The sequence below is a fragment of the Cyclobacterium sediminis genome (genome assembly GCF_054781075.1).
The window spans coordinates 985,105-1,007,432 of the sequence record NZ_BAAGVC010000003.1; the positions used below are offsets into that span (position 1 = coordinate 985,105).

The 22,328-nt window shown below is 39.2% G+C and carries 20 protein-coding genes; 6 read left to right on the plus strand and 14 right to left on the minus strand.

Annotated features, from left to right (window positions below; translation table 11 throughout):
• Positions 1 to 18: 18 nt before the first annotated feature.
• On the minus strand, positions 19 to 1,698 hold the full coding sequence (gene ettA, locus ACYVHJ_RS06455) for an ABC transporter ATP-binding protein (protein ID WP_460513340.1): 1,680 nt from the start codon (positions 1,696 to 1,698) through the stop codon (positions 19 to 21).
• 129 nt (positions 1,699 to 1,827) lie between these two features.
• Between ettA and ACYVHJ_RS06460 the strand changes: the two genes are divergently transcribed.
• Positions 1,828 to 3,078 (plus strand): DUF349 domain-containing protein, encoded by a 1,251-nt coding sequence (locus ACYVHJ_RS06460; protein WP_460513342.1) that lies wholly within the window; start codon positions 1,828 to 1,830, stop codon positions 3,076 to 3,078.
• 76 nt (positions 3,079 to 3,154) lie between these two features.
• On the plus strand, positions 3,155 to 3,376 hold the full coding sequence (locus tag ACYVHJ_RS06465) for a DUF2795 domain-containing protein (protein ID WP_010855875.1): 222 nt from the start codon (positions 3,155 to 3,157) through the stop codon (positions 3,374 to 3,376).
• 40 nt (positions 3,377 to 3,416) lie between these two features.
• Here the strand turns inward: ACYVHJ_RS06465 and ACYVHJ_RS06470 are convergent, their stop codons facing one another.
• The 5 genes from ACYVHJ_RS06470 to ACYVHJ_RS06490 all read right to left on the minus strand — a co-directional run bounded on the left by ACYVHJ_RS06470 (position 3,417) and on the right by ACYVHJ_RS06490 (position 7,405).
• The gene (locus ACYVHJ_RS06470) at positions 3,417 to 4,148 is read right to left on the minus strand and encodes a LytR/AlgR family response regulator transcription factor (RefSeq protein WP_460513344.1); all 732 of its coding nucleotides are present in this window, start codon (positions 4,146 to 4,148) and stop codon (positions 3,417 to 3,419) included.
• Positions 4,145 to 5,191 (minus strand): sensor histidine kinase, encoded by a 1,047-nt coding sequence (locus tag ACYVHJ_RS06475; RefSeq protein ID WP_460513346.1) that lies wholly within the window; start codon positions 5,189 to 5,191, stop codon positions 4,145 to 4,147. Before ACYVHJ_RS06475 ends, ACYVHJ_RS06470 begins: the two co-directional genes overlap by 4 nt.
• A gap of 10 nt (positions 5,192 to 5,201) precedes the next feature.
• Positions 5,202 to 5,939, minus strand: coding sequence for a LiaF transmembrane domain-containing protein (locus ACYVHJ_RS06480; RefSeq protein WP_460513348.1), 738 nt, complete (start codon positions 5,937 to 5,939; stop codon positions 5,202 to 5,204).
• Positions 5,940 to 6,046: 107 nt separating this feature from the next.
• Positions 6,047 to 6,748, minus strand: a complete 702-nt coding sequence (locus ACYVHJ_RS06485; protein ID WP_460513350.1) for an IspD/TarI family cytidylyltransferase — start codon at positions 6,746 to 6,748, stop codon at positions 6,047 to 6,049.
• 6 nt (positions 6,749 to 6,754) lie between these two features.
• On the minus strand, positions 6,755 to 7,405 hold the full coding sequence (locus tag ACYVHJ_RS06490) for a metal-dependent transcriptional regulator (protein ID WP_339903024.1): 651 nt from the start codon (positions 7,403 to 7,405) through the stop codon (positions 6,755 to 6,757).
• Between the two features lie 201 nt (positions 7,406 to 7,606).
• On the opposite strand from ACYVHJ_RS06490, the gene ACYVHJ_RS06495 reads away from it, so the two are divergent.
• Complete coding sequence (locus ACYVHJ_RS06495) at positions 7,607 to 8,425, plus strand: ZIP family metal transporter (RefSeq protein ID WP_460513353.1); 819 nt, start codon at positions 7,607 to 7,609, stop codon at positions 8,423 to 8,425.
• 5 nt (positions 8,426 to 8,430) lie between these two features.
• Here ACYVHJ_RS06495 and ACYVHJ_RS06500 read toward each other — a convergent pair whose 3' ends face one another.
• Both ACYVHJ_RS06500 and ACYVHJ_RS06505 read right to left on the minus strand, forming a co-directional pair.
• Entirely contained in the window at positions 8,431 to 9,411 is a 981-nt protein-coding gene (locus tag ACYVHJ_RS06500) for a 2-hydroxyacid dehydrogenase (RefSeq protein ID WP_339903021.1), read from the minus strand.
• A 71-nt stretch (positions 9,412 to 9,482) separates the two neighbouring features.
• Positions 9,483 to 10,550, minus strand: a complete 1,068-nt coding sequence (locus ACYVHJ_RS06505; RefSeq protein ID WP_460513355.1) for a M42 family metallopeptidase — start codon at positions 10,548 to 10,550, stop codon at positions 9,483 to 9,485.
• 313 nt (positions 10,551 to 10,863) lie between these two features.
• Here ACYVHJ_RS06505 and ACYVHJ_RS06510 point away from each other — a divergent pair, with 313 nt between their 5' ends.
• Positions 10,864 to 11,919: a TolB-like 6-bladed beta-propeller domain-containing protein gene (locus ACYVHJ_RS06510; protein WP_460513357.1), complete on the plus strand. Its 1,056-nt coding sequence runs from the start codon at positions 10,864 to 10,866 to the stop codon at positions 11,917 to 11,919.
• 43 nt (positions 11,920 to 11,962) lie between these two features.
• Here the strand turns inward: ACYVHJ_RS06510 and ACYVHJ_RS06515 are convergent, their stop codons facing one another.
• The 3 genes from ACYVHJ_RS06515 to ACYVHJ_RS06525 form a co-directional block, all read right to left on the minus strand.
• Entirely contained in the window at positions 11,963 to 13,087 is a 1,125-nt protein-coding gene (locus tag ACYVHJ_RS06515) for a serine hydrolase domain-containing protein (protein WP_460513359.1), read from the minus strand.
• Positions 13,088 to 13,148: 61 nt separating this feature from the next.
• Positions 13,149 to 13,535, minus strand: a complete 387-nt coding sequence (locus tag ACYVHJ_RS06520) for a hypothetical protein (protein ID WP_460513361.1) — start codon at positions 13,533 to 13,535, stop codon at positions 13,149 to 13,151.
• A gap of 78 nt (positions 13,536 to 13,613) precedes the next feature.
• A complete protein-coding gene (locus tag ACYVHJ_RS06525; RefSeq protein WP_460513363.1) occupies positions 13,614 to 13,913 on the minus strand; it encodes an EthD domain-containing protein in 300 nt (99 codons plus the stop codon).
• Between the two features lie 542 nt (positions 13,914 to 14,455).
• Between ACYVHJ_RS06525 and ACYVHJ_RS06530 the strand changes: the two genes are divergently transcribed.
• A complete protein-coding gene (locus ACYVHJ_RS06530) occupies positions 14,456 to 16,156 on the plus strand; it encodes a right-handed parallel beta-helix repeat-containing protein (RefSeq protein ID WP_460513365.1) in 1,701 nt (566 codons plus the stop codon).
• Positions 16,157 to 16,339: 183 nt separating this feature from the next.
• On the opposite strand, the gene ACYVHJ_RS06535 is transcribed toward ACYVHJ_RS06530, so the two are convergent.
• Entirely contained in the window at positions 16,340 to 18,835 is a 2,496-nt protein-coding gene (locus tag ACYVHJ_RS06535) for a hypothetical protein (RefSeq protein WP_460513367.1), read from the minus strand.
• 557 nt (positions 18,836 to 19,392) lie between these two features.
• Between ACYVHJ_RS06535 and ACYVHJ_RS06540 the strand changes: the two genes are divergently transcribed.
• Positions 19,393 to 20,835, plus strand: a complete 1,443-nt coding sequence (locus ACYVHJ_RS06540) for a nucleoside hydrolase-like domain-containing protein (protein ID WP_460513369.1) — start codon at positions 19,393 to 19,395, stop codon at positions 20,833 to 20,835.
• 261 nt (positions 20,836 to 21,096) lie between these two features.
• Here ACYVHJ_RS06540 and ACYVHJ_RS06545 read toward each other — a convergent pair whose 3' ends face one another.
• Together ACYVHJ_RS06545 and ACYVHJ_RS06550 are read right to left on the minus strand one after the other, a co-directional pair.
• The gene (locus tag ACYVHJ_RS06545) at positions 21,097 to 21,753 is read right to left on the minus strand and encodes a hypothetical protein (protein ID WP_339902860.1); all 657 of its coding nucleotides are present in this window, start codon (positions 21,751 to 21,753) and stop codon (positions 21,097 to 21,099) included.
• Positions 21,737 to 22,261 (minus strand): RNA polymerase sigma factor, encoded by a 525-nt coding sequence (locus ACYVHJ_RS06550; protein WP_460513371.1) that lies wholly within the window; start codon positions 22,259 to 22,261, stop codon positions 21,737 to 21,739. Before ACYVHJ_RS06550 ends, ACYVHJ_RS06545 begins: the two co-directional genes overlap by 17 nt.
• Positions 22,262 to 22,328 lie beyond the last annotated feature (67 nt).

A 22,328-nucleotide genomic window follows, 5' to 3' on the forward strand; every position in this document is an offset into this window, starting at 1 on the left:
GATTTTTATAAAAGCTAATTATTTAAGCTTTTTATATTTAATTCGTTTTGGCACAAGGTCACCTAAACGCTTCTTCTTATTCTCCTCATAATCGGAGAAATTCCCCTCAAACCAATACACATTACTATCTCCTTCAAAGGCAAGAATATGGGTACATATTCTATCAAGGAACCAACGATCGTGAGAGATTACAACGGCACATCCGGCAAAATTCTCCAATGCCTCCTCAAGCGCTCTTAGGGTATTTACATCCAAATCATTGGTAGGTTCATCCAAAAGTAATAGGTTCCCTCCCTTTTTCAAGGTCATGGCCAAATGAACACGGTTTCTTTCACCTCCGGAAAGCACACCAACCTTTTTACCTTGATCGGAGCCACCAAAATTGAAACGACTTACATAAGCTCTGGCATTCACCTCTTTGTTTCCAAGTTGCACGTATTCATTCCCTTCGGAAATGGTTTCATACACCGTTTTATTGGGATCCAAAGTATCATGTTCTTGATCTACATAAGCAATCTCCACAGTTTCACCTATTTCAAAATGGCCTGCATCCGGCTTTTCATCTTCTGTTATTAAATTGAACAGGGTAGATTTACCGGCTCCATTGGGACCGATCACTCCTACGATCCCCCCTTGTGGCAAAGAAAAAGTAAGGTCATCAAACAGCAATTTATCTCCGAAGGCTTTAGAAACCCCTTTGACTTCTATAACCTTGCTTCCCAGCCTTGGTCCGGGTGGGATATACAACTCAAGCTTAGACTCTTTTTCTTTCGCATCTTCTCCCACAAGCTTGTCATAGGCATTTAGCCTTGCCTTGCCTTTGGATTGTTTGGCCTTTGGCGACATGCGTATCCACTCCAATTCTCTTTCAAGCGTTTTCTGCCGCTTAGACTCTGTTTTTTCTTCTTGCTTCAAGCGGTTTTGCTTCTGCTCAAGCCAACTCGAATAATTGCCTTTCCAAGGAATTCCTTCCCCTCTATCCAATTCCAGAATCCAACCTGCTACATTGTCCAGGAAATAACGATCGTGAGTAACGGCTATAACAGTGCCCTTATAATTTTTTAAATGTTGTTCAAGCCAAAGTACCGATTCGGCATCCAAGTGGTTGGTAGGCTCATCAAGTAACAGCACGTCCGGTTCTTGCAAAAGCAACCTACATAAAGCTACTCTTCTCTTCTCTCCTCCCGATAGGTTTTCTACGATCGCTTCTGCGGGAGGTAGACGCAACGCATCCATTGCTTTTTCCAACATGGTCTCCAATTCCCAAGCATTGGCGGCATCCAATTTTTCCTGAACCTCTCCTTGTTGATCGATCAGCTTCTGCATGGCATCCGGATCCTCCATGACAGCCGGATCCATAAATTTTTCGTTGATTTGCTCAAACTCTTTCAATAGGTTGACTGTATCACTGACAGCCTCTTCCACCACTTCTTTTACCGTTTTAGCAGGATCTAATACCGGTTCTTGTTGTAACATACCAACAGAATAGCCCGGAGACCACACCACTTCCCCCTGGAATTCGGTTTCCATTCCTGCAATTATTTTCAGCAAAGAACTTTTTCCGGAACCATTGAGCCCAAGCACGCCTATTTTGGCACCATAAAAAAACGAAAGGTAAATATCTTTAAGTACTTTCTTCTGTGGAGGGTATACTTTGGAAACTCCCGCCATAGAAAAAATTATTTTTTCATTACTCATGGTTTATTTATGTTTAATTTAAAAGGCAAAGATGGTAAAAAATCGGCTTTCTTAGGATAAATGAACCATATTTAATTAATTTGCAGAAATACGTCAAACCACTAAATATTTGCAACCAACCTTTTAATCATGACTGAACATCCATTTGGATATATTATAGGAGATAAAATCTATCTGAAAGGCTTCTTAGGCCAAGAAGATCGGGTGATAGGCGAGGTTAAAGAAGATGAAGCCTCCACCTTTCGCTATTTTGAAGGTAGATTTGACACCGTAAAACAAAAGGTAGAAAAGCTTAAAAGTGACATCCAGGAAAACCAAAACAAGGGCTCTTTCTTGATGAAACTTATTCACCTTAAGTCCTCATTAATGTCTTATGACGGACTAGGGGATTTTCCTGCACTAATCAAAGAGCTAGAAGAGCAGGAAGCCTATTTGGAAGAGATCATACAATCTAATCGCCAGAAAAATTTAGAAATAAAGAATGAACTTATCCAAGAGGCTGAAACCTACAAGGACAGCACAGATTGGAAAGAAACTTCTGAAGTATTCAAAGAGCTAAAGCTCAAATGGCTAAAAACAGGTCCTGTAGAGAAGGAATTGGAGGAAGAGATCAACAAAAAATTCCAAGATATCCTCGATGTTTTTTACGGCAATCGTAAAAATTATTTTGACGGCCTGGCTTTGCAAGCAGAACAAAACATCAAAGTCTATGAAAGCCTCTTGGAACGTGCCAGAGAAGCTTATAATATGTCAGATGTAAGAACTGCTTTTGAAATAAGCAAAAGAATACAGAAAGAATGGAAAACTTCCGGGCGGGTACCCGCTTCTAAGAGACAACCCATTTGGGATGAGTTTTCTAAAATTAACAACCGTATTTTCAGTAAATTCAAACGCATGAGCCAGAGCATGCCCACAATCAGCCCTGGATTGATGATCAAGAAAATTGATCGGTGGGCAGAGGAAATGCGGTTACTCTCCAAAGGTGAAGTGAATGAAAGCAAATTGAATCAAGCGAAAAAATTACAGGGGGAATGGAAAAAACTTCCTCCAAAAAAACCAAGAAATGCACAACAAAGTATTGGCTCTTTCGTATTCTTTTCAGAAATAATCTTTGAGAAATCATTTCTAGACAAACTTTGTCATTCAAAATATGAAGGGTTTGCAGAAATGCCTGAAGCGGAGCAAAACTCCCTAAAAATAAACCTTTTGAAAGACCTTATTGCCCGAGATCAAAGAGAACTTGTCACTGTAAGGGAAAATGCTGAGAACTTCAGAAGCCAGGAAGGTGAATTTGATCACATTATGAGGAAAAAAATTGCTGCCCATAAGAGAAAAGTCGATGTGAAAAACAGTATTTTAAAAGAACTTACAAACAAATAATCCGTAAATGTTTTAGTTTAAGAAAGTATTTCTATTTTTGCACCCCTTTAAGGGGATCTTTAAACTTGTGTAGATTATGTATTGGACTTTAGAACTTGCCTCCTATTTGGAAGACGCTCCGTGGCCAGCCACCAAGGATGAGTTAATTGATTTTGCTATTCGCTCCGGAGCACCATTAGAGGTTGTAGAAAACCTCCAAGAGCTTGAGGACGACGGAGAACCTTATGAAAATATTGAGGAAATATGGCCGGATTATCCAACAAAAGACGATTTCTTCTTTAATGAAGATGAATATTAAGTATCAAGCCTTCTCTATTTAGTGAAGGCTTTTTGCTACTTTATATCCTTAAGACTTTTTTTAGTTTCACCATGCCCTTTTTGCTTACTGGCAATTGGCTATTGTCTTTTAGAAATACCAGATAGTTTTCCTTTTGATAAGGCTCTATTTTACTTATCGCTGAAATATTCACTATATGTGATCGATGGATCCGCGTGAAACTTTGAGGGTCAAGCATTTTTTCATAGTAAGCCATGGTTCCTAACTTCAGGTATTGCTTACCTGCTGAATTGATCTTTATATAATCACCATCGGCACTTATGGATGAAATAGTAACTTCATTTAAAACCTCAATCCTATTCCCGGTCTTTACAACAATCCTATTTAAAAAGCCTTCCAATGGCATTTCCTCATTTAGTTTTGCCAATTTTGACGGGTCATTGGGAGCTATAGTCACCCGTTGTATCGCTTGCCTTAGCCTTTCTTTGGAAAAAGGCTTTAGCAAATAATCCACAGCCTGTAATTCAAATGCTTTGATCGCATAATTGTCATAAGCTGTAGTAAAAATTATCTTTGGAGGCTCTTCTAAAAGCTCTACCAGTTCAAACCCGGTAATTTTAGGCATTTCAATATCAAGGAATATCAGGTCCGGCTGGAGTTCTCCAATTCCTTTAAAAGCCTCAAATCCATCATTAAAACAACCAACCACTTCAAGATCCGTAAATTCTTCTAAATAGTCTTGAAGTAGGTCTTGAGCCAATGGCTCGTCATCTACAATTATACAGCGTATCATTTGATTTGTGGAATTTTTAAAATAGCAGTAAACTGCCCCTCGCTTTGGCTATAACTCAATAAATCCTTTCTACCAAAAATCAAAAACAATCTTCTATCTAAGCTTTCTAAACCAAAGCCTGTACCTGTTGCTTTTTTAGAATTCTCTTCACTGGGGTTTCTCACAGTTATTTCAAGGTTACCCTCTTTTAGTTTGCCTTCTATCTGGATTGAAACTTCTCCTGTGACACCATACAAGCCATGTTTCACTGCATTTTCTACCAAGGTCTGCAACAGTAGGGAAGGTAACTTTAAAGTTAAAATACTTTCGGGTATATCTATCTCATAATTGAGCCTTTGTCCAAAGCGAATTTTTTCCAAATAAAAATACTGAGTAATGGCCTCTATCTCAGTGGCCACTACGGTCCATTTTTTTGAATCCGCCTTTAAGTTTTTTCTATAAAAATCTGCCAGGCCCTGCACCATATTGCGCGCTTTCTCCGGGTCTCTCTTTAATAGGGCATTGATCGAATTCAAACTGTTAAAAAGGAAATGAGGTTGCATTTGCTGCCGTAGGTAATGCAACTCTGCATCCGTTGACAATTTTTGTCGACTTTCCTCATGCTGCAGTTTATGAATGTCTTTGGTGCTTGACCTATTGGATAGCACATTCATCCCTACCAGATGAAAAAGCCATGTTCCGATGGAGATCCTTAAAGGAACAGTAACCTTAAATAAAATTAAATTCTCTGCAAAACCTAGCCAACCGGACCCCCAGAGCATTTGGTTTCCATAGGTAAGTACAGCTGCTAAAACCAGTGAAAACAATAGGGTTGGCCAACTTTTTACTACGCCAACAGGGTAGTAATTCAACATTAGTTTGATAAGAATGGCCCCCAACCCAACAGAAATGGTACTGACCAGCCCATCAGCAATGCTCCATTCCAAATTACCTTGACTCAAATAGGCAGAGACAAAAACCCCTGCAAAAACCATTAAAAGAAAAATCACCTGATCCTTACTATTTTCATTGACTTTTAAGAATTCAGGTGACTTTTCCATCATGCACTTAATTTTAATAAGAAGTAATTTCTATTCCACCGAAAATCACCGAACCTGTGAGGATTAATTTTTTATCAGCGTTTTGAGCCGCTCCTTGTTGGGAATACCTCTTGTCATCTATACCGGCTGCCAAGTTAGTTACCCCCAACTGAACGTCCCAATGGGGAGGAACAATGAGTTTCAAACCACCAAAAGCTACAGAGACTTTCAATACTGCTTGATCTTGAATATCTGCATGCATTAAATCTATGTCTGCTCCTCCAAATACAGAAGTGACGTCTCCTCCTTTAAAATTCTTGCTCATTACTTTTCTTTTAATTCCGGTAAGAAAAGCATCTACATTGATAAAGTCGGGACTGTACTGACCAAAAACATTTTCAGTCTCCGCAGTACTCTTGTCAAAACCTTTTTCCCAACCTTCTATATTAAAAGATTTATTTCTGTTTTTTTTAAAGATAATATAAAGGCCAAGTAAAATTAAGGCAATAGGAAATAGCATAGGCCCTATATGGAAAGGTAAGAATAAGAAATCTTTCAGCAGAAAAAAACCACCTATTAGAATTAAAACGACCGAACCTGTACTCTGGAACCTGTTTTTATACCCCGTGTAAATACCTATTGCAATGAGAATCATTGGCCATGAAAATACCCAGTAAGGTATAAACAAGCCCATCTGTTTGAGTAAAAGTAGTGCGCCTACCACTAATATAATGACTCCTAGCACGAAATTACCATTTCTTTTTCCATTCATGATTTTAGTATTTTAATAATGAACGAAAGGTCTTACAATCACGCTCCTTTTCAAAAACCATTTCGGCAAAGCAAAAAAAAATACCGATAAACGACCTATTTTTATGGTTAAATGATTCTTTTCTTTTCAGTCAACAGAAAAGTGGCATAGCTTAAGTCCTCCGGAGTGGTCAATTTGATATTTTCTCTGTTTCCGAGGATCAGTTGAACATCCCAGCCCATATTTTCATATACCGTTGCATCATCCGTAAAGTATGGTTTTTCTTCTGTAAGGAAAGCTTCCTTTATCTTTGTAAGCTGGAAAGTCTGTGGGGTCTGTACCAACCTAAATTCATCCCTGTTTTTAAACTGAGAACTTCCATTGACATCAACCTGCCTTATGGAATCTTTCAATCCTATCACCGCAATAGCGCTTCCTTCTTTGGCCGCCGTCCGGTAACTCTCATGAATCACTTCCTCTGACACAAAAGGCCTAACCCCATCATGAATGGCCACCAAGCCATTTTCACAATCGGGAATACTATTCAAACCATTTTTGACAGATCCAAACCTACTTGTCCCACCTTGAATCAATTGATGAGGCACCTTGAAATTGTATTCACCACATAATTTCTTCCAATAGTCGAACTGACTTTCCGGCAAAACCAAAACCAGTCTCAATTCAGCATCGTATGCATGAAACACTTGTAGGGTATGCATCAATACCGGCAAGCCTCCAATTGGGAGAAATTGCTTCGGCACTTCTCCTCCCATTCTAACTCCTGCTCCACCAGCTACTATTACAGCATATTTAACCTGCTTATTTCCCATACCTTCTTAACTTACCAAAAGTTTGGAACATACCAAGGCTGATAAAACTTCTTTATGTCCGCCGTAAGATACCGTCATGTTTTTGTCATAAGGCTCCACTTCCAAAATCTCCACCTCCACTCCTAATGCCAAGCCTTTGCTGTTAAGGTATTTTAAAAATTCATCTGAAGTCTTGCTTAATGCCTTTAATGTTACCAACTCCTCAGGCTGACAATCAGAAAGCAACCTGAATTTTTGTGTGGCAATTTCACCACTACTTGTTGGTATAGGGGATCCATGGGGATCTCTCTCAGGGTAACCTAAAATTTCATCCATCCTATCAAAAAAGGCTGTTGATTGGATATGTTCCAACTGCTCTGCTATCTCATGTACTTCTTCCCAACCAAAACCCATCTTTTCCACCAGATACATTTCTGTAAGCCTGTGCTTCCTGATGATCATGGCGGCCATCTTTCTCCCCTTAGCAGTAATCTTGAGAGGCTTGTATTTTTCGTACTCCAATAAGCCCATTCCTGCCAATTTTTTGACCATACTATTAACTGATGGAAGGCTGACTTCCAGAGCTTGGGCAATACTTGTGGTATTGACATCATCAGAAGCGATGGCTTGGTTAAAAATCACTTTTAAGTAATTTTCTATGGATTGGCTGTTATTCATTGCTTTAATTATTTCAAAACAAAGATAAAAAAATATTGAAATAAATTTGTTAGCCCAATCTAACTATATAAATTTGCCTTGGCTAAACCCAAATTAAAATTCACAAAAAACAAACTGTTTCAAGTGATTTCCACTGGATTAAGATTTGTTCCTTTTAGCAATTGACCAATAATAGCAGAAATATATTTTAAAGAAAAAAGAATGTTTGATATCCTCGTTGACTATTTAAGTAGTATTGCACCGGCTTATGCCGCACTAATAGCTACCACATTTACCTGGTTTGTCACTGCAGTTGGAGCTGCTTTTGTGTTTTTCTTTAAGAAATTGAACAGACCTTTCTTAGATACCATGATGGGTTTTACCGGAGGAGTAATGATTGCGGCGAGTTTCTGGAGCCTCTTGGCTCCTGCCATTAGCATGACAGAGGGTGAAAGCTTTGCAAAGGTCATTCCTGCCGCTGTAGGATTTTTTGGAGGTGCCTTGTTTATTTTTGTTCTGGACAAAATATTGCCTCATGTACATATCAATTTCAAAAAAACAGAAGGAATTAAAACACCTTGGCAAAGGACAACTCTTTTGGTTTTGGCCATCACCATGCATAATATCCCTGAAGGCTTGGCGGTAGGCGTGCTGTTTGGTGGAGCTGCCTCCGGTGTTCCTGAAGCCAGCATTGCCGGAGCTTTGATTCTCGCCATAGGGATAGGGTTACAAAACCTTCCGGAAGGAATAGCTGTTGCTGTTCCACTTAGAAGAATGGGCTTAAGCAGGAGGAAAAGCTTTATGATGGGACAAGCCTCCGCTTTGGTTGAACCTATTGCCGGTGTATTGGGTGCAGTGGCTGTTTCCATTTTCACCCCCATCCTACCCTATGCTTTAGCATTTGCCGCCGGAGCCATGATATTTGTGGTAATTGAGGAGGTTGTCCCGGAATCCCAGCAGGATGGAAACACCGACTTGGCCACAATGGGCTTCATCGGTGGTTTTATCATCATGATGGTTTTAGATGTAGCTCTAGGATAATAAACTTATTTACCTTTTTGCACTTCCGGATTAACAGGATAAGGCAGTGGCTCTCCTTTTAGTCCGGCAATGATATTCTCTACAGCACATCTGGACATTTCATCTCTGGTTTCCTTTGTAGCAGACCCAATGTGTGGAAAAACCACCGCATTATCCATTTCCAACAAAGGATTGTCTTTGGCCATGGGTTCAGGATTGGTAACATCCAGGCCTGCTCCCCAAATAACCTGCTCTTGCAAAGCTTCAATCAGTTCATCCTCCTTATGTACACCTCCACGGGCAGTATTGATAAAGATTGCTGAAGATTTCATTTTCTTGAACTGCTCCATACCAAACATACCTTTGGTCTCCGAAGTCAAAGCAGTGTGAACAGAAACCACATCACTGCTTGTTAATAGTTCATCCATACTCACCAGCTTGGCTCCAAATTCTTTCTCGGCCTGTGCATTGGCACTTCGGTTATGGTAAAGAATTTTCATCCCCCAAGATCGGGTACAAATCTTGGCCAATTCTGTTCCAATCCTTCCCAAACCTACAATTCCTAAGGTCTTTCCGGCCAGATCAAAGCCAAGATCTTGAGTAGGTTGAGAAACGCCCCACTGTCCTTTTTTTATCTTATTATGAAGGAATAAGGCTTTTCTTGCTACCGTTAACATCAACAAGAGCGCCGTTTCAGCGGTTGCCTTATTCAATACATTGGGAGTATTCCCTATAGGTATTCCATTGGCTGTGGCTGCTTTTATATCGACCCCATCAAATCCTACTGAATGTAGTGCCACCACCTTCAGGTGCTTGCATTCCTTGAAAAAATCAGCATCCAATCCAGCCTGTCCAACACTTAAAAAAGCATCATGACCTTTGCAAAACTGAATGGCTTGCCCTCTATCCAAAATAGGTTTCTCTTTCCAAACAGTATATTCAATTCCTGCTTCTTCAAGCAATTTAAATCCAATCTCGGGAATAATCTTATTTATAAAAACTTTCATGAATCTTGAGTTTATCAAAAAAAGGTATACTTAAAATTAATAAAGACGAGATAACCCGCCTTTATTAACATTTACTTTACGTACCTAAAATCAAAATTTAGGTCAAAGTCCTTTAAGAAGGCAATCATTAACTCTATAACACTTTCAATATCTTCCTTACTGGCAGTTTCTACAGTAGTATGCATGTATTTCAAAGGCAATGAAATCAAAGCTGCCGGCACTCCTCCATTCGAGTAGGCAAAGGCATCTGTATCAGTCCCTGTACTCCTTGAAGATGCTGATCTTTGAAAAGGGATGTCTTCTTTCTTGGCACTGTCAATGATCAGATCCAATAACTTTTTATGCACTGCAGCACCACAGGTCAGCACAGGGCCCTTGCCCGCAGTATAATCACCGCTAGCAATTTTACTGTACATTGGAGCGGTTGTGTCATGACATACATCCGTAATGATGGCTACATCCGGCTTGATCCTAGCCGCAATCATCTCTGCTCCTCTTAAGCCTATTTCTTCCTGTACAGCATTGACTATATACAAGCCAAATGGTAATTCCACCTGTTGCTCCTTCAATAATCTGGCCACTTCAGCAATCATATATCCACCAATGCGATTGTCGAGCGCTCTTCCCGAATAGAATTTTTTATTCAATTCTGTCAACTCGTCATTAAATGTTATGACACTTCCCACGTGAACGCCCATTTCAAGGACTTCCTCTTTTGACCTGGCACCTATATCAATGAAAATATTTTCCATTTTGGGCGTCTCTTCTTTCCCTTTATCTCTGACATGAATCGCCGGCCAGCCGAAAACCCCGGGCACCACACCTTTGTCTGTATGGATATTGACACGCATCGAAGGGGCAATCATATGATCAGACCCTCCATTTCTTATCACATAAATGTATCCCTCCGGGGTAATGTAATTCACAAACCAGCTAATCTCATCCGCATGCGCTTCGATGACAACCTTGAATTTTGCATCAGGATTGATCACTCCCACTGCCGTCCCATAAGCATCTGTAAAATAATCATCTACAAAAGGTTTAATATAATCCAACCAAATCTGTTGGCCGGAAGCTTCAAAGCCTGTTGGAGAGGCATTGTTTAGGTATTTGTAAAGAAATTTTTCGTTAGTATCCATATAGTGTTTTAATTGTATCTGAAGTTTGTCCACAAAATAGCTGCCATTAATTCTGCCACCGACTCCAGTGAAGGTGAAGCTATTTGGTCAAATCATCCGGGATAAAGTTACAAACAAGATTGTTAGTGTGAAAATGCTGTTTGCTACAATCTTAATTAGAAAATAAATATATTACTTTTTGGTGGGTAAAATCAATATTCCGGCCAATCAAGGCCTCTTTCTTCATGTTATTATAAAAAATTAAGGCCTTTTCCTTTATCAACTAAACTAATCTTTTAATTGCAAGTCATTCTAATTCATATTATATTAAAGAATGAACAGAATAATGCTATTCCTAATTCTATTTGTTTCCTGTGAGACATCAAAAGAAAACGACAATTATATCATTATCCAAAAAGAGGATTTCACTATAATCCCCTTAAAATCCGAAAAACATTATTTCGAAGAAATCATCAATCCAGCTAATATTGGAATAATTGACAGCAAGATTCTAATATCTGAAAGACACAGGGTTCCCGAGGAACATCCCCGTATTCATATTATCAATTCCCAAAATTGGACTTATGACAAGCCAAAGGGTAAATATGGAGAAGGTCCCTTAGAGGCGATTGATGCTAGTTTGTTTTATAAAGGAGAAAATGGCAATACTTTTTGGGCCTATTCTATGAATGGAAGGAAACTGGTGGAATATTCAATGTCGGACACTACACTTCTTGGGAAAAATGAGTGGAAAATGCCTGAGCCCATGAGAGACCTTTGGTTTTTTACCCAGGCATCTGACAGCAGTTTTCTTGGTATTTCAAGGGTTGATAAACATCGAATATTGGAATTTGATAAAGAAGGTAATAAAATCGGAGGATATGGAAATTGGGAAAAGGTAAAGGATAGACCTGACCTGAATGATTACCAACTGTCCCACTTAAACGGCAGTTTTTTTAAAGGAAATGCTGAGGAAGGTCTTTTTATTAGAGTGGGACTTTTCAGAGATAGGCTTGAAATTTTTGACAACCGGGACAAATCCTTTATCATCATAGATGGGCCGGATCTAGCATTGCCAGCATTTGAACTAATTGGAAATGAGTTATACCTAGGATCAAATCCTCACTTTCGCTATAGAGACGCTGTTGTCACTAAAAATTATATTTTTGCATTATATGGGGGAGTAAGCCAGTCTGATTTCAACAAAACAGCAGTTATGGCTACACAAATTTGGGTCTTCGATCACAAAGGAAAACCCCTCAGGAATTTAAAATTGGATAGGTCACTCATCAATTTTGTTATTAATGAAGATACAAATGAAATTTATGGATTGACTACCGACGAGGATCCCGGCATTGCAGTTTATACTATCCCAAAGGAGATGTTGTAGTTAAAAGCGCCCATTTTTTTAAAAAGTGATTCCCGATATAATTTCAATTGCTGTCCGAAGCAATTTCCTCACCTTTAATAGCACCCATTAAGGCCGGTGCCAAGCTTGTGATAGTATTGGTCAATTCACCAAGAGCGGATACATTGGAAAGAATGATCACCCCATTTTTCGCTATCACATCTATTATCATGGACGAGGTATAACCGCCTGTTCCACCATTGTGCCAATTCCAAACATCTCCCGACTCCGTTTGGATAACACTCCAACCCAAAGCCATAGAATAATTCTCAGTTACCTCAAAAAATGCTGTTCTTGAAAGCACCAACTCTCGGTTTAAACTGTCAAATTGAGCCAAGGCAAACTTTGACATATCCTTTACCGAGGATAAAATTCCACCGGCCCCCGCAAGTACAGACATGTCCCAATTGGACACCTCTTCTCCTTCATCATTAAGTCCTTTAACCAATTTATTTTCTAATATGCTTCTTAACGTAGTTGAAGCATCCATACCGTATTTAGAAAAAACCTTCCTTTGAAGCATCTCTTCGTAAGTCATCTGGGCTTTATTGCTTAACACATAGCCTAACAGGCCTACCCCCAAATTTGAGTAATCAGAAACTTCCCCGGGTTTATGCTTCATTCGCAGGTCATGGGTCAAATAGGTTTTCAGTTCTTTTTCTCCAAAATCCTTGTAAGGGTTTTCTAAACTTAAGGCCTCCAAACTTGCAGGCACCCTAGGTAAGCCGGAGCTATGGGTAGCCAATTGCTTCAGTGTAATTTTAACATCCTCCTTCAATGAATAACCTAAATATTTATCAATTTGATCCTCCAAATTCACCTCTCCCTCCACCAGGTAGTTGGCCAACAAGGTGCCTGTAAAAACTTTTGTAATGGACCCTATTTCGAAAATCCGGTCCTTATTTTGAATAAGCACTGTAGAATCCTGTTCGCGTTTGACCCCAACAAAATTAACCTTCCCATTTTCAATAATGGCAATAGCAAGCTCAGCTTGATTTGGCAATGCCTTCACCTTGTCAAAAACCAATTCATATTGGGCTTCCGGCAAGGTTTCTGCTTCTATGACCTGAGACTTGGACCTTTTTGCCTCTGGATTACCACAGCCTTGAATGGCTACAACCATGGACAGTATTAATATGCTTTTATTCATGGGTGTAGGGGAGTATTCCAAATAATTTAATAAAGTCCGAAAAAAGAAAAAATGATTACAGTCATTTTTTCTTTTTAGCTATAAGCACGCAAAGGATTGCAGCAATCAGGGTAAACAATGTTCCAAAAATTAACTCTAGGATGTTTTGTGAAAATAAATTCCCAAAGGTATTCAATGAAAAAAACAAGGCAAAAACCCAAATCAGAATATCTATTATTCTGTTTGGTTTCTGATTTTGGAGATTTTGGTACTTGATGATCATCACTGTTATCATAAAGACATTCACCAATATGGAGAAGGTTTCAAAAGTCTTCATTTCCTCTACAGACTTAAGTCTACCGGCCCATACCTTATCATAAGGAATAAACTCAAAGAAGATCAAAAAATGATAGATTAAAACTGCCCCTAGCAGGCCAAACATTATTTTTATAGCTATCTTCTTGCTCATTGACAAATATTTTTTTTAGTATGATTTTTTTTTATAAAAACATTGAACGTATCAAACCAAATCGGTATTCATTCAATTTTAAACTTCTCCAATCATCACATCCACACCGCCTGTGGCAAAGTTGGGAATGTCCTTTACAGCAGCTTGCCCTTCGGGGGTGGCCATTTGATTTTGAAGTTCCTCTAATGACTCGAAATACAATTCTGCCATTCTATAATGAATAGGTTTACCTCCATCCGGGGTACCCACAAACTTAGTAAACTCCACCTTGCTTAAGCCTTTGATTTTAGCAGCAATGGGAAGGTGTGTTTCTGAATAGTAAGCCTCAAAGGCTTCAGGGTCTTTAGGATGACCGTACATTACGACTAATTTTACCATGGTTGACTAATTATAATTTCGATTATTTTTACAAGATTGTATTATAAACACTTTTTAAACTTTGAAATATTTCGCTTAAATGAAAATTAAAAGATCTCCACTTTTATTATTTTTCTAAAATGAAATAATTAAGAAGTAAATTTAAATCTAACCAAATAAATTCAAAACATGAGATCCATTATGAAAAACATTCCCAGAAGGAGCAGATAGTACTGTTCCCTAATGCTAATGTTACCTTATTTTGAAAGATTGTTGGTCAAAAACAATAATTGAAACTGTTAATTTTTGAATATTCTTTCACTTGTTTTTGGCTGATTGTGGAGAATAAACAAGACGTTAAAAACCACCAACTGGCAAAACCTTTACTCTACAAGCTTACAAGCTCTTTGAATATTGATTGTCCAAATTTTCCATTATTTGAAAAAAACAATGTAATATTACCTATAAAAGGTCTTCATTTTGACATAATACTCCAAACAAAATTTAGGGAAATGTGCGACCGATAAGTTTAAATTTAAGCCATCAATATCTCTCAAGCTAGCATGAAATCTTTCCCTTTTATTACCTTCTTCCTTGCCCTGATTTTCTTAAATGATGGGTATTGTCAATCACCGGGAGAAAACGCGCCCAATCCTTATGCAGTATCTACCTATGAATGTACCGGCTTGTATTGGACAACTCCTAAGTCCGGAAATTGCACTATAAGATATAAAAAACAAACGGAATCCACTTGGACACAAGGACTTGATTTGGTCTTTGATGAAAGAGATGGGCAATACCGGGGGAGTATTATTGGCCTTGACCCAAACACCGACTATCAAGTAGAACTATCCAATGATCAGGCTAAAACAGCCATAAGGTTCACCACTAGAAATGATCAATTTCCAATTGGAAAAATAACCCACCTCTCGGAAGGGGAGTCGACAGAGCCCATCCTAATTACAGAGTCGGGCACACCGGAAGGTTATCATCTCGTAACGGTACCTGAGAACAGTCAGTCCTTGCTCAATATGGGCAATATAGGCAATGAAGGGATACAAATTGATGCTGACTATGTGATTGTCCGTGGAATAGAAATCCGCAATGCGAAAGTAGATGGCATTCGTATCAAAGAAAACAGACATGATATTGTTATCGAACAGTGTTACATCACTTTTTGGGGCAGGATAGGCGGCCCTATCACCTACGGAAATTTAGAAGGAAGTACGGATAGTGGGATTAACGCAGAAAATGGCACATGGAATTTGACCATCCAACGAAACCTGATTGAAGACCCAAGGGGTGCCTCAAACGATTGGGAAACGGGACACCCGGCAGGCCCTCAAGGTATCACCATTCGACAAAGTCTGGGTGGGAATGTGATTCGTTACAACGATATTCTATCTACAGAGGATCATGGATTCAATGATGGAATCGGCGGTGGTGCAAATTATTCCAATGTGGGCAATATGAACCGGGACTCAGATATATACGGGAATTTGATCCGCAGTGTATGGGACGATGCCATTGAAGTCGAAGGAGCCAATATGAATGTTCGGGTATTTGGTAATTATGCCCATCAATTTTTCAATGGTATCGCTACGGCTTCTACTACCCAAGGGCCAATATATATTTATAGAAATGTAGTTGGAGAAAGCAGGGTAGGTCATCGAAATTCCAGTGGAGGAGCCTTTATTAAAACCGGAGAGCGTGAACCATTTGCCGGAGGCCGAAGATATGTATTTCATAATACAGTAGTACAACCAATGGGTGTTACTCATGCCTTTTCAGGTCATGGGATTTCCAACACAGTCACACGAAATAATATTTTTGATGTACCCGGAAGACTGGCAGCTGACCGCGAGACGGTTGACAACAGTGATTACGACTACGATTATTTTTCAGGTCTATCAAAGGGAGTGGCCAAAGAAACAAACAGAATTGGATTCAGTACCACACCTTCCGGAACCAGACTCTACAGGACTTCGTATTCTTTGGAATATTTTCCTCGATCCCGAATTAATTCTATCATCTGGGGACGAAAGCCTTATCAATTCGGTGATGTCAAAAGAAATATAACAGACCCTGTGGTACAAATTCGCAACCCATTGATTGATAGCGGCATCGAAATTCCGGGATTCAATAAGGATTTTAAGGGGAAGGCTCCGGACTTGGGTGCTTTTGAGGTAGGAGTTGCACCGCTGGAATTCGGTAGACGTGCCTATTTGACCCATGATGAAGGCTGGTCTGCATGGGAGAGGTAGATTAGCGTACGTTAAACTGGAAGTCTGTAGTTAAACCCTAAAATTGAAATAGCCTTTGGTTTACCCCCTTAGACTAGAGAAAAATTTAGGAAGGGGATTTGGCAGTATTGATGCAAAAAAACACCTATACCGCCAAAACCTTATGCTGAGCTCTTTAAAGCGAATTCAATTAAGCATTACCGATCATTCACCAATGATAATATAACTTCCATTTGACCCTGAAAACCTGACCTCAGTACTAGAAATGTCTTCGGTGTCTACAGATAAATCGCCTGAACATATTACCAATGGTCTGGTTTTAAAAGGTCTTGTGAATTTTAGCGTCTCTCCGCCAACAGCCAACCCGGTTAGCCTACGTTCAGCATTTAGATTTGAACGAGAATCATAGGTGAAAAGGCTCAATACATCTACTGCTGACTCTTTTGCCTGTATGCGAACTTTATGCAAACCAAAACCTAAACCCAATATACCTTTGCGATTTTCCAGGTAATTGACCTTTTTGTCAGTATCGGTAAAGCCAATATTACAAGCTTGCGTCTTCATAAGTTGCTCATCAACGTATATTTCGAGTAAACCTGCATCCGGATTATCTACCCAAGCCACAGAAATATCTGTGCATACCACTTCAATTTCAATGAATTTCCCGGGCTGGAGCGTGACTTTCTCTGTACCATAAGGAGCTCCCCATTCTGAATGGAACGGCACTATTGCTTGCCCCATCAAGTTCCAGTTTGGATTTAAAACAGAAAAGAAGCGTCTGTTTGGGTTTATTTTTGCATCAACGTAGGTCAATTTTGCATTCTCGCCTTCTATTTCAAGAATATGTCTGTCCCCTAAACTGGTTCGCCCATGTCGAAACATTGAATTGCGTAAGTTGTAGGACGGGCTTGATCTTCTAGATGAAAATTTTACACCATCAACATAGGGAATAGGAGGCTCACTGTCTGTTTTGCCCCAACTGTTTATGGCATTGTCTTCAAATATAAACCTATTGTTCTTTATTCTTGAGCTGGTGGAATCAAAAGTAATCATATCCCCTTCCCAACCATAGGAATTCTGGTGAAGCCGTTCAGGCAATTGAAGCTGAGCTTGCCCGGTAAAAATCGGATTCCAGCACTCAAAAGCCTTCTCCAGCTGTTTGAACCATAAATAATGGCTTGCTGCTTGAGGATGACCGTCAGAAGGTACCAAGGAATACTTGTTTCCCCAACGGGTGAGATCATCAGCTATTTTTGGATAATCCATATAGGGAATTTGGTATCTTAAAGATAGCGCCTGAAGGTCTACTGTATTGGGCGTATATTTACCCTGATTCTGAAAAGGGCTAAACAAAAATTCCGTATTGGGATAATTTTGTTGAATCCACCGTATGGCCCCCTCAAAAACAGCTATTTCATCCGGTGTGTCCGTTTTCTCATTGGCTCCACTTCCAAAAATCACAAGGTCTGGTCTTGCTCCTTCTTGGCGCTTAAAAAGATCCGGATACAATGCTTCCCAAGTTTCCCCTTCCTTATGACCATTTAATCCGGGATTGGGTGGAATTGATAAGGAAAAATACTGTTGAAGCCCGGAGTGTGATTCTCCGATACTAGATCCATCAGCGGCCATAAAATTTAGGCAAATTTTGTCAGCAGGAAGATTAAATTTCTTCATAAGCTCAAGCTTTAACCTCCCCGCATAACTGTAATAATGCCTCCACTGTCCAAAATACCCATCTAGATCAGGTCTCCCTACTTTTTCTGCATTAAAGAGGTCTTCTGAAAGAGGTTGTTTGAAAGTCTCAGAATCAGGGTCCTCGTCATATAGATACATGGGGGGATTGGCGCTTCCTCTGTCAATACTTGATCCCATTACGATGATATGAATAGGCTCTCCTTTCCATAGTTTTTGAATTGTTCTTGGAATATACCTGTAGTTTGGTGTCATTTCCCTTGAGGTAAGGATTTTGTTTTGGGAAGCACCATTGACGGTGAGCTTTGGAGCATAAACCCAAACTGTATCGGATGAGCTTAAATTCTCAAATTCAACCTGAATCCCAAATGTATTGATGTCTTTTGAACTTGACTTGTTTCCAACGCTTGCTTTCCCAACGATGGAGGCATGCTCTACCAAGATGTTAATGGTGCCGGTATCCTCCATCGAACCGCTATATTCTTTAGCCACATTCAGCTCACCCCTTGCATGTTTGGGAAAACTACGACTGTCTCTCATGCCAAAGTCCTTAGGACTCCATTCACCATCTTCACTATCTGCCTTCATCACTTTAATCGCAGACTTAAGCTGATTGGCCCCTTCCTGGTATCCATGTACGGATAAACTCAACTCGTCACCAAAAGCCAGCCCCGCTTCGGGAAGGGTAAAAAATTGCCATATCTTTTTACCGGGACTTATTGCTACCATGTTATGGGTTGAAAAATCAGGCCGTATGGTGCTGGGAACATGAGACTCACGCATTACTTCAATATCACCCCATGCCTCAGTGTTCCAGAAAGCTACATTATGTGATTGAAAATCTGAAGCTTTACCTGTTCGGTGACTCATAAATGAATGGAATTCAAAAGATGGGTTCAAAATCAGGTTTGGCTCCTCTTTGGCCCCTGATGACAAGGGTATCACCTCATTAATAGTCAGCGTACTTAAGCCAAGTAAAAGTATCGCAATCTTAAGTGGATGCTTCATTTGAAAATTTATATGGTACAAGTAAAATATTAAACTTTTAAGCATTCTACATCAGTATCCTTTCGGAAAATAAAAGACACCAAGACGACTGGAAAAACATTTTAATCAAAATATTATTACATTAAAAGCTATAAAAATACCAATAAAAACTGATTTAAAATAATTAATCTAAAATATATTGCAAGACTTATTTCATACCCATTGGCCAGGTAATATTCTAATATTCATCGGTATCAAATTTGAATCTCGACACTTACTAATCCTACAAAAACACCTAAGAAACAATGTAGCTTACCCTTAATTGAACTTTTGTCTAGTAAAACCTATATAATCTCCATCGAACAAGAAATAAATCCGCTGCTAGAGCTAAAATGGATTAAACTATATTAAAAAAACTAAATAATTTACTAACAGATTCACTATTTTGCTAAGGTGAAAGATTAAAGCTATTCATGGCAAATTAAAACAAATAAAATTTCACCACGAACCAATTCTCCAGCATCAATCACTGTAAGATTAAGTTTTACCTTATTTACATAATAACTAATTCAGCTAAAATGAAAAACCTAAAATTCCCAAGCCTGATTTATGGCATGCTCTTATTTTTCATCGGTTCACCATCTATCGCCCAAACAAATGAAAAACCACGAGTATTTGTTCTGACGGACATTGAAAATGAGCCTGATGATGCCCAATCTTTGGTGCGTTTCTTATTGTACAGCAATCAGTTTCATGTGGAAGGCCTAATTGCCACTACCTCTACTCACCTGCGTGATAAAACAGCAGCTTGGAGGATTAAAGAAATCGTCAAAGCCTATGGGGAGGTTAGAAATAATTTACTGAAGCATGAAGATGGTTTCCCAACAGAAGAATACCTACAATCCAAAATTAAATCCGGCCTTCCAAAATATGGAATGAATGCTGTAGGCCCGGGCAATGATTCTGAAGGAAGCGAATTATTGATTAAAGTAGTGGATAAAGATGATGAAAGACCTGTATGGGTTCCCGTGTGGGGTGGTGCCAATGTTCTGGCTCAAGCCCTTTGGAAAATCAGACATACCAGAACTATGGAAGAGCTGGATAAATTTGTTGCCAAAATAAGGGTCTACACCATATCAGATCAAGATGATTCAGGTGTTTGGATGAGAAATGAGTTCCCAAAACTCTTTTATATCGTCAGCCCGGGAGAAGATTACATCCATTCTACTTGGAATGGAATTGGAGGGGAATCCTTTCGCAAGTATGCCTCCGGTGCTGATGCATCGCTGGCTGAAAACCCTTGGCTCAGGAAAAACATCATGGAAAATCACGGTCCATTGGGTGCCCAATATCCCGAAGTTGAATACATCATGGAAGGTGACACGCCCAGTTTCTTAGGCTTGATAGACAATGGGCTGAATGTGCCCGAAAGACCTGACTATGGGGGCTGGGGTGGTCGGTATGAGCTGTATAAACCCCGCTTTAAACCCTACCGCAATTTTGACCACCAAGCACCAGAGCAAAGGGCCATTTGGACAGATGCCAGTGACGAAGTAATGGGAATAGATGGAAGGATCTACATTAATAACCAAGCAACCATTTGGAGGTGGAGGGAAGCTTTCCAAAATGACTTTGCAGCAAGAATGGACTGGTGTGTTAAATCCTATGATGAGGCGAATCACCCTCCTATAGTCAAGGTAGATAAAACAACCAACATCACCATTCGCCCCGGAGAATCCATTCAATTTGATGCAAGTGGAAGCACAGATCCGGATGGCGATGCTTTGTCCTATCATTGGTTCAATTACAAAGAGCCCGGAACCTATTGGGCCTTCAATTGGTACAAACCCCTTACAATTACTAACCCCAATAGTGCAAAAGTCACATTAGCCATAGGTGAACGGATTGAATTGAATAAAGCACAAACCACTCATTTAATTGTGGCTGTAACGGACAGTGGCTCACCAGCCCTAACCAGGTACCAACGAATCATCATTAATATTCTACCAAAAAATAAATAATCATAGAATCCTTTGGATGTGAATAATTCCCATTCAAAGGATTCTTTTAACAATAAATGATAAATTTATATAGCTACTGGAATAATCTAGACCTTTTACCTTGACAGTCATCACATATTTCCTTTATAAAAAAAGGTTAAGGAATTAAACAGGCCTGAAGAAAGAAATGTCATCGACTTAATTTTAACTCTCGTTTAACTTACAGAAGCTTCGAGTAAAATTGCTATGGCATGCTCTTTTAAATCCAAATACTTAGCTTTATTAAGCCCTTAACTCTTCCATATCTGAAATCAACTCATCAAGTTTTCTAATCACCCTTCCGTAGACAATATTTAAATCCCAGTAGTAAATCTTTCCTCCAAATAGTGCCAAAACAACCAGAATTAACACCATGGCAAATAGTCCGATTAATGGCATTCCAAAAACCACAGTAAGGTCAGGATATTTCACCATCAATTCATTCATTACCGTTTCGTTTAGTTGCTGCCCATTTTTACTTGAAAACCAAAAACCCATTATGGTCGATAGAAATATTAAAGGGTAATAAAACCTGGCCATTTTTGTGTTGACCGATATTTGATCATCCAACCAACTTCTGAATGATTTAAGGTATTCGTAGCTATTGACATTTTCGTCAATGCGCTCCAATCCCTTTACAAGCTTTTTATTCACTGCAAACACACCTGCTGCCACAAGAAAAAGACCTATCCCCATAATGGGGATTCCTACAAAAAAGGAAGCACCCAAAACCAATATGGAACCAATCGCAATGGCATTCAAATTAGTTTTAAACATCCTTTTATATTTATCGATGAAATGAATCGATTTCTGATTGTATAGGTTGATTACCTTCGGACCTACCAATGCCTCATTTTTCATAAATCCTTCTTTCCAAATTGTTTCAATTGACTTTTCCATTTAATCGTTTCTTTAATCGTTCTTTAATTCGTTTTATCCTTACTCCTATATTGTTTGGGTTGGTACCAATAATATCCGCTATTTCTTGGTAAGATTTTTCCTCCAAATAAAGTAAAATCACCCCTCTGTCTACTTCCGATAATTGTTTAATGGCATCATACAAGTGATTTAGCGCCTCATCTGAAAATGCATGGCTATCTTCAACCAGTTCCTCAGGCAGGGCATCTGAAGCAAAATACTGGTAGTCGTTTTTCTTTTTTTTCAACAAGGTCAAGCACACATTCAAAGACAGTCTATAAACCCAGGTAGACCATTCAGACTGTTGGCGGAAGTTGTCTCTACTTTTCCAAATTTGTAAGCATACTTCTTGATAATAATCTTCAAAATCCTCTTGTGTATTAGTATAGGCCCTGCATATCTTAATTACGATTGCTGCATAAGGTAAAATTGAAGATCTGTAGAAGTCGCTGCTCACTGCTTTTTTTTCTTGGTTAGTGGTGTAAATCAAAAATTATTACACCTAAATTGAAATTTTTATCAAAAAATACGGAGGAAGTAAATTGGGCTTTTCTCCT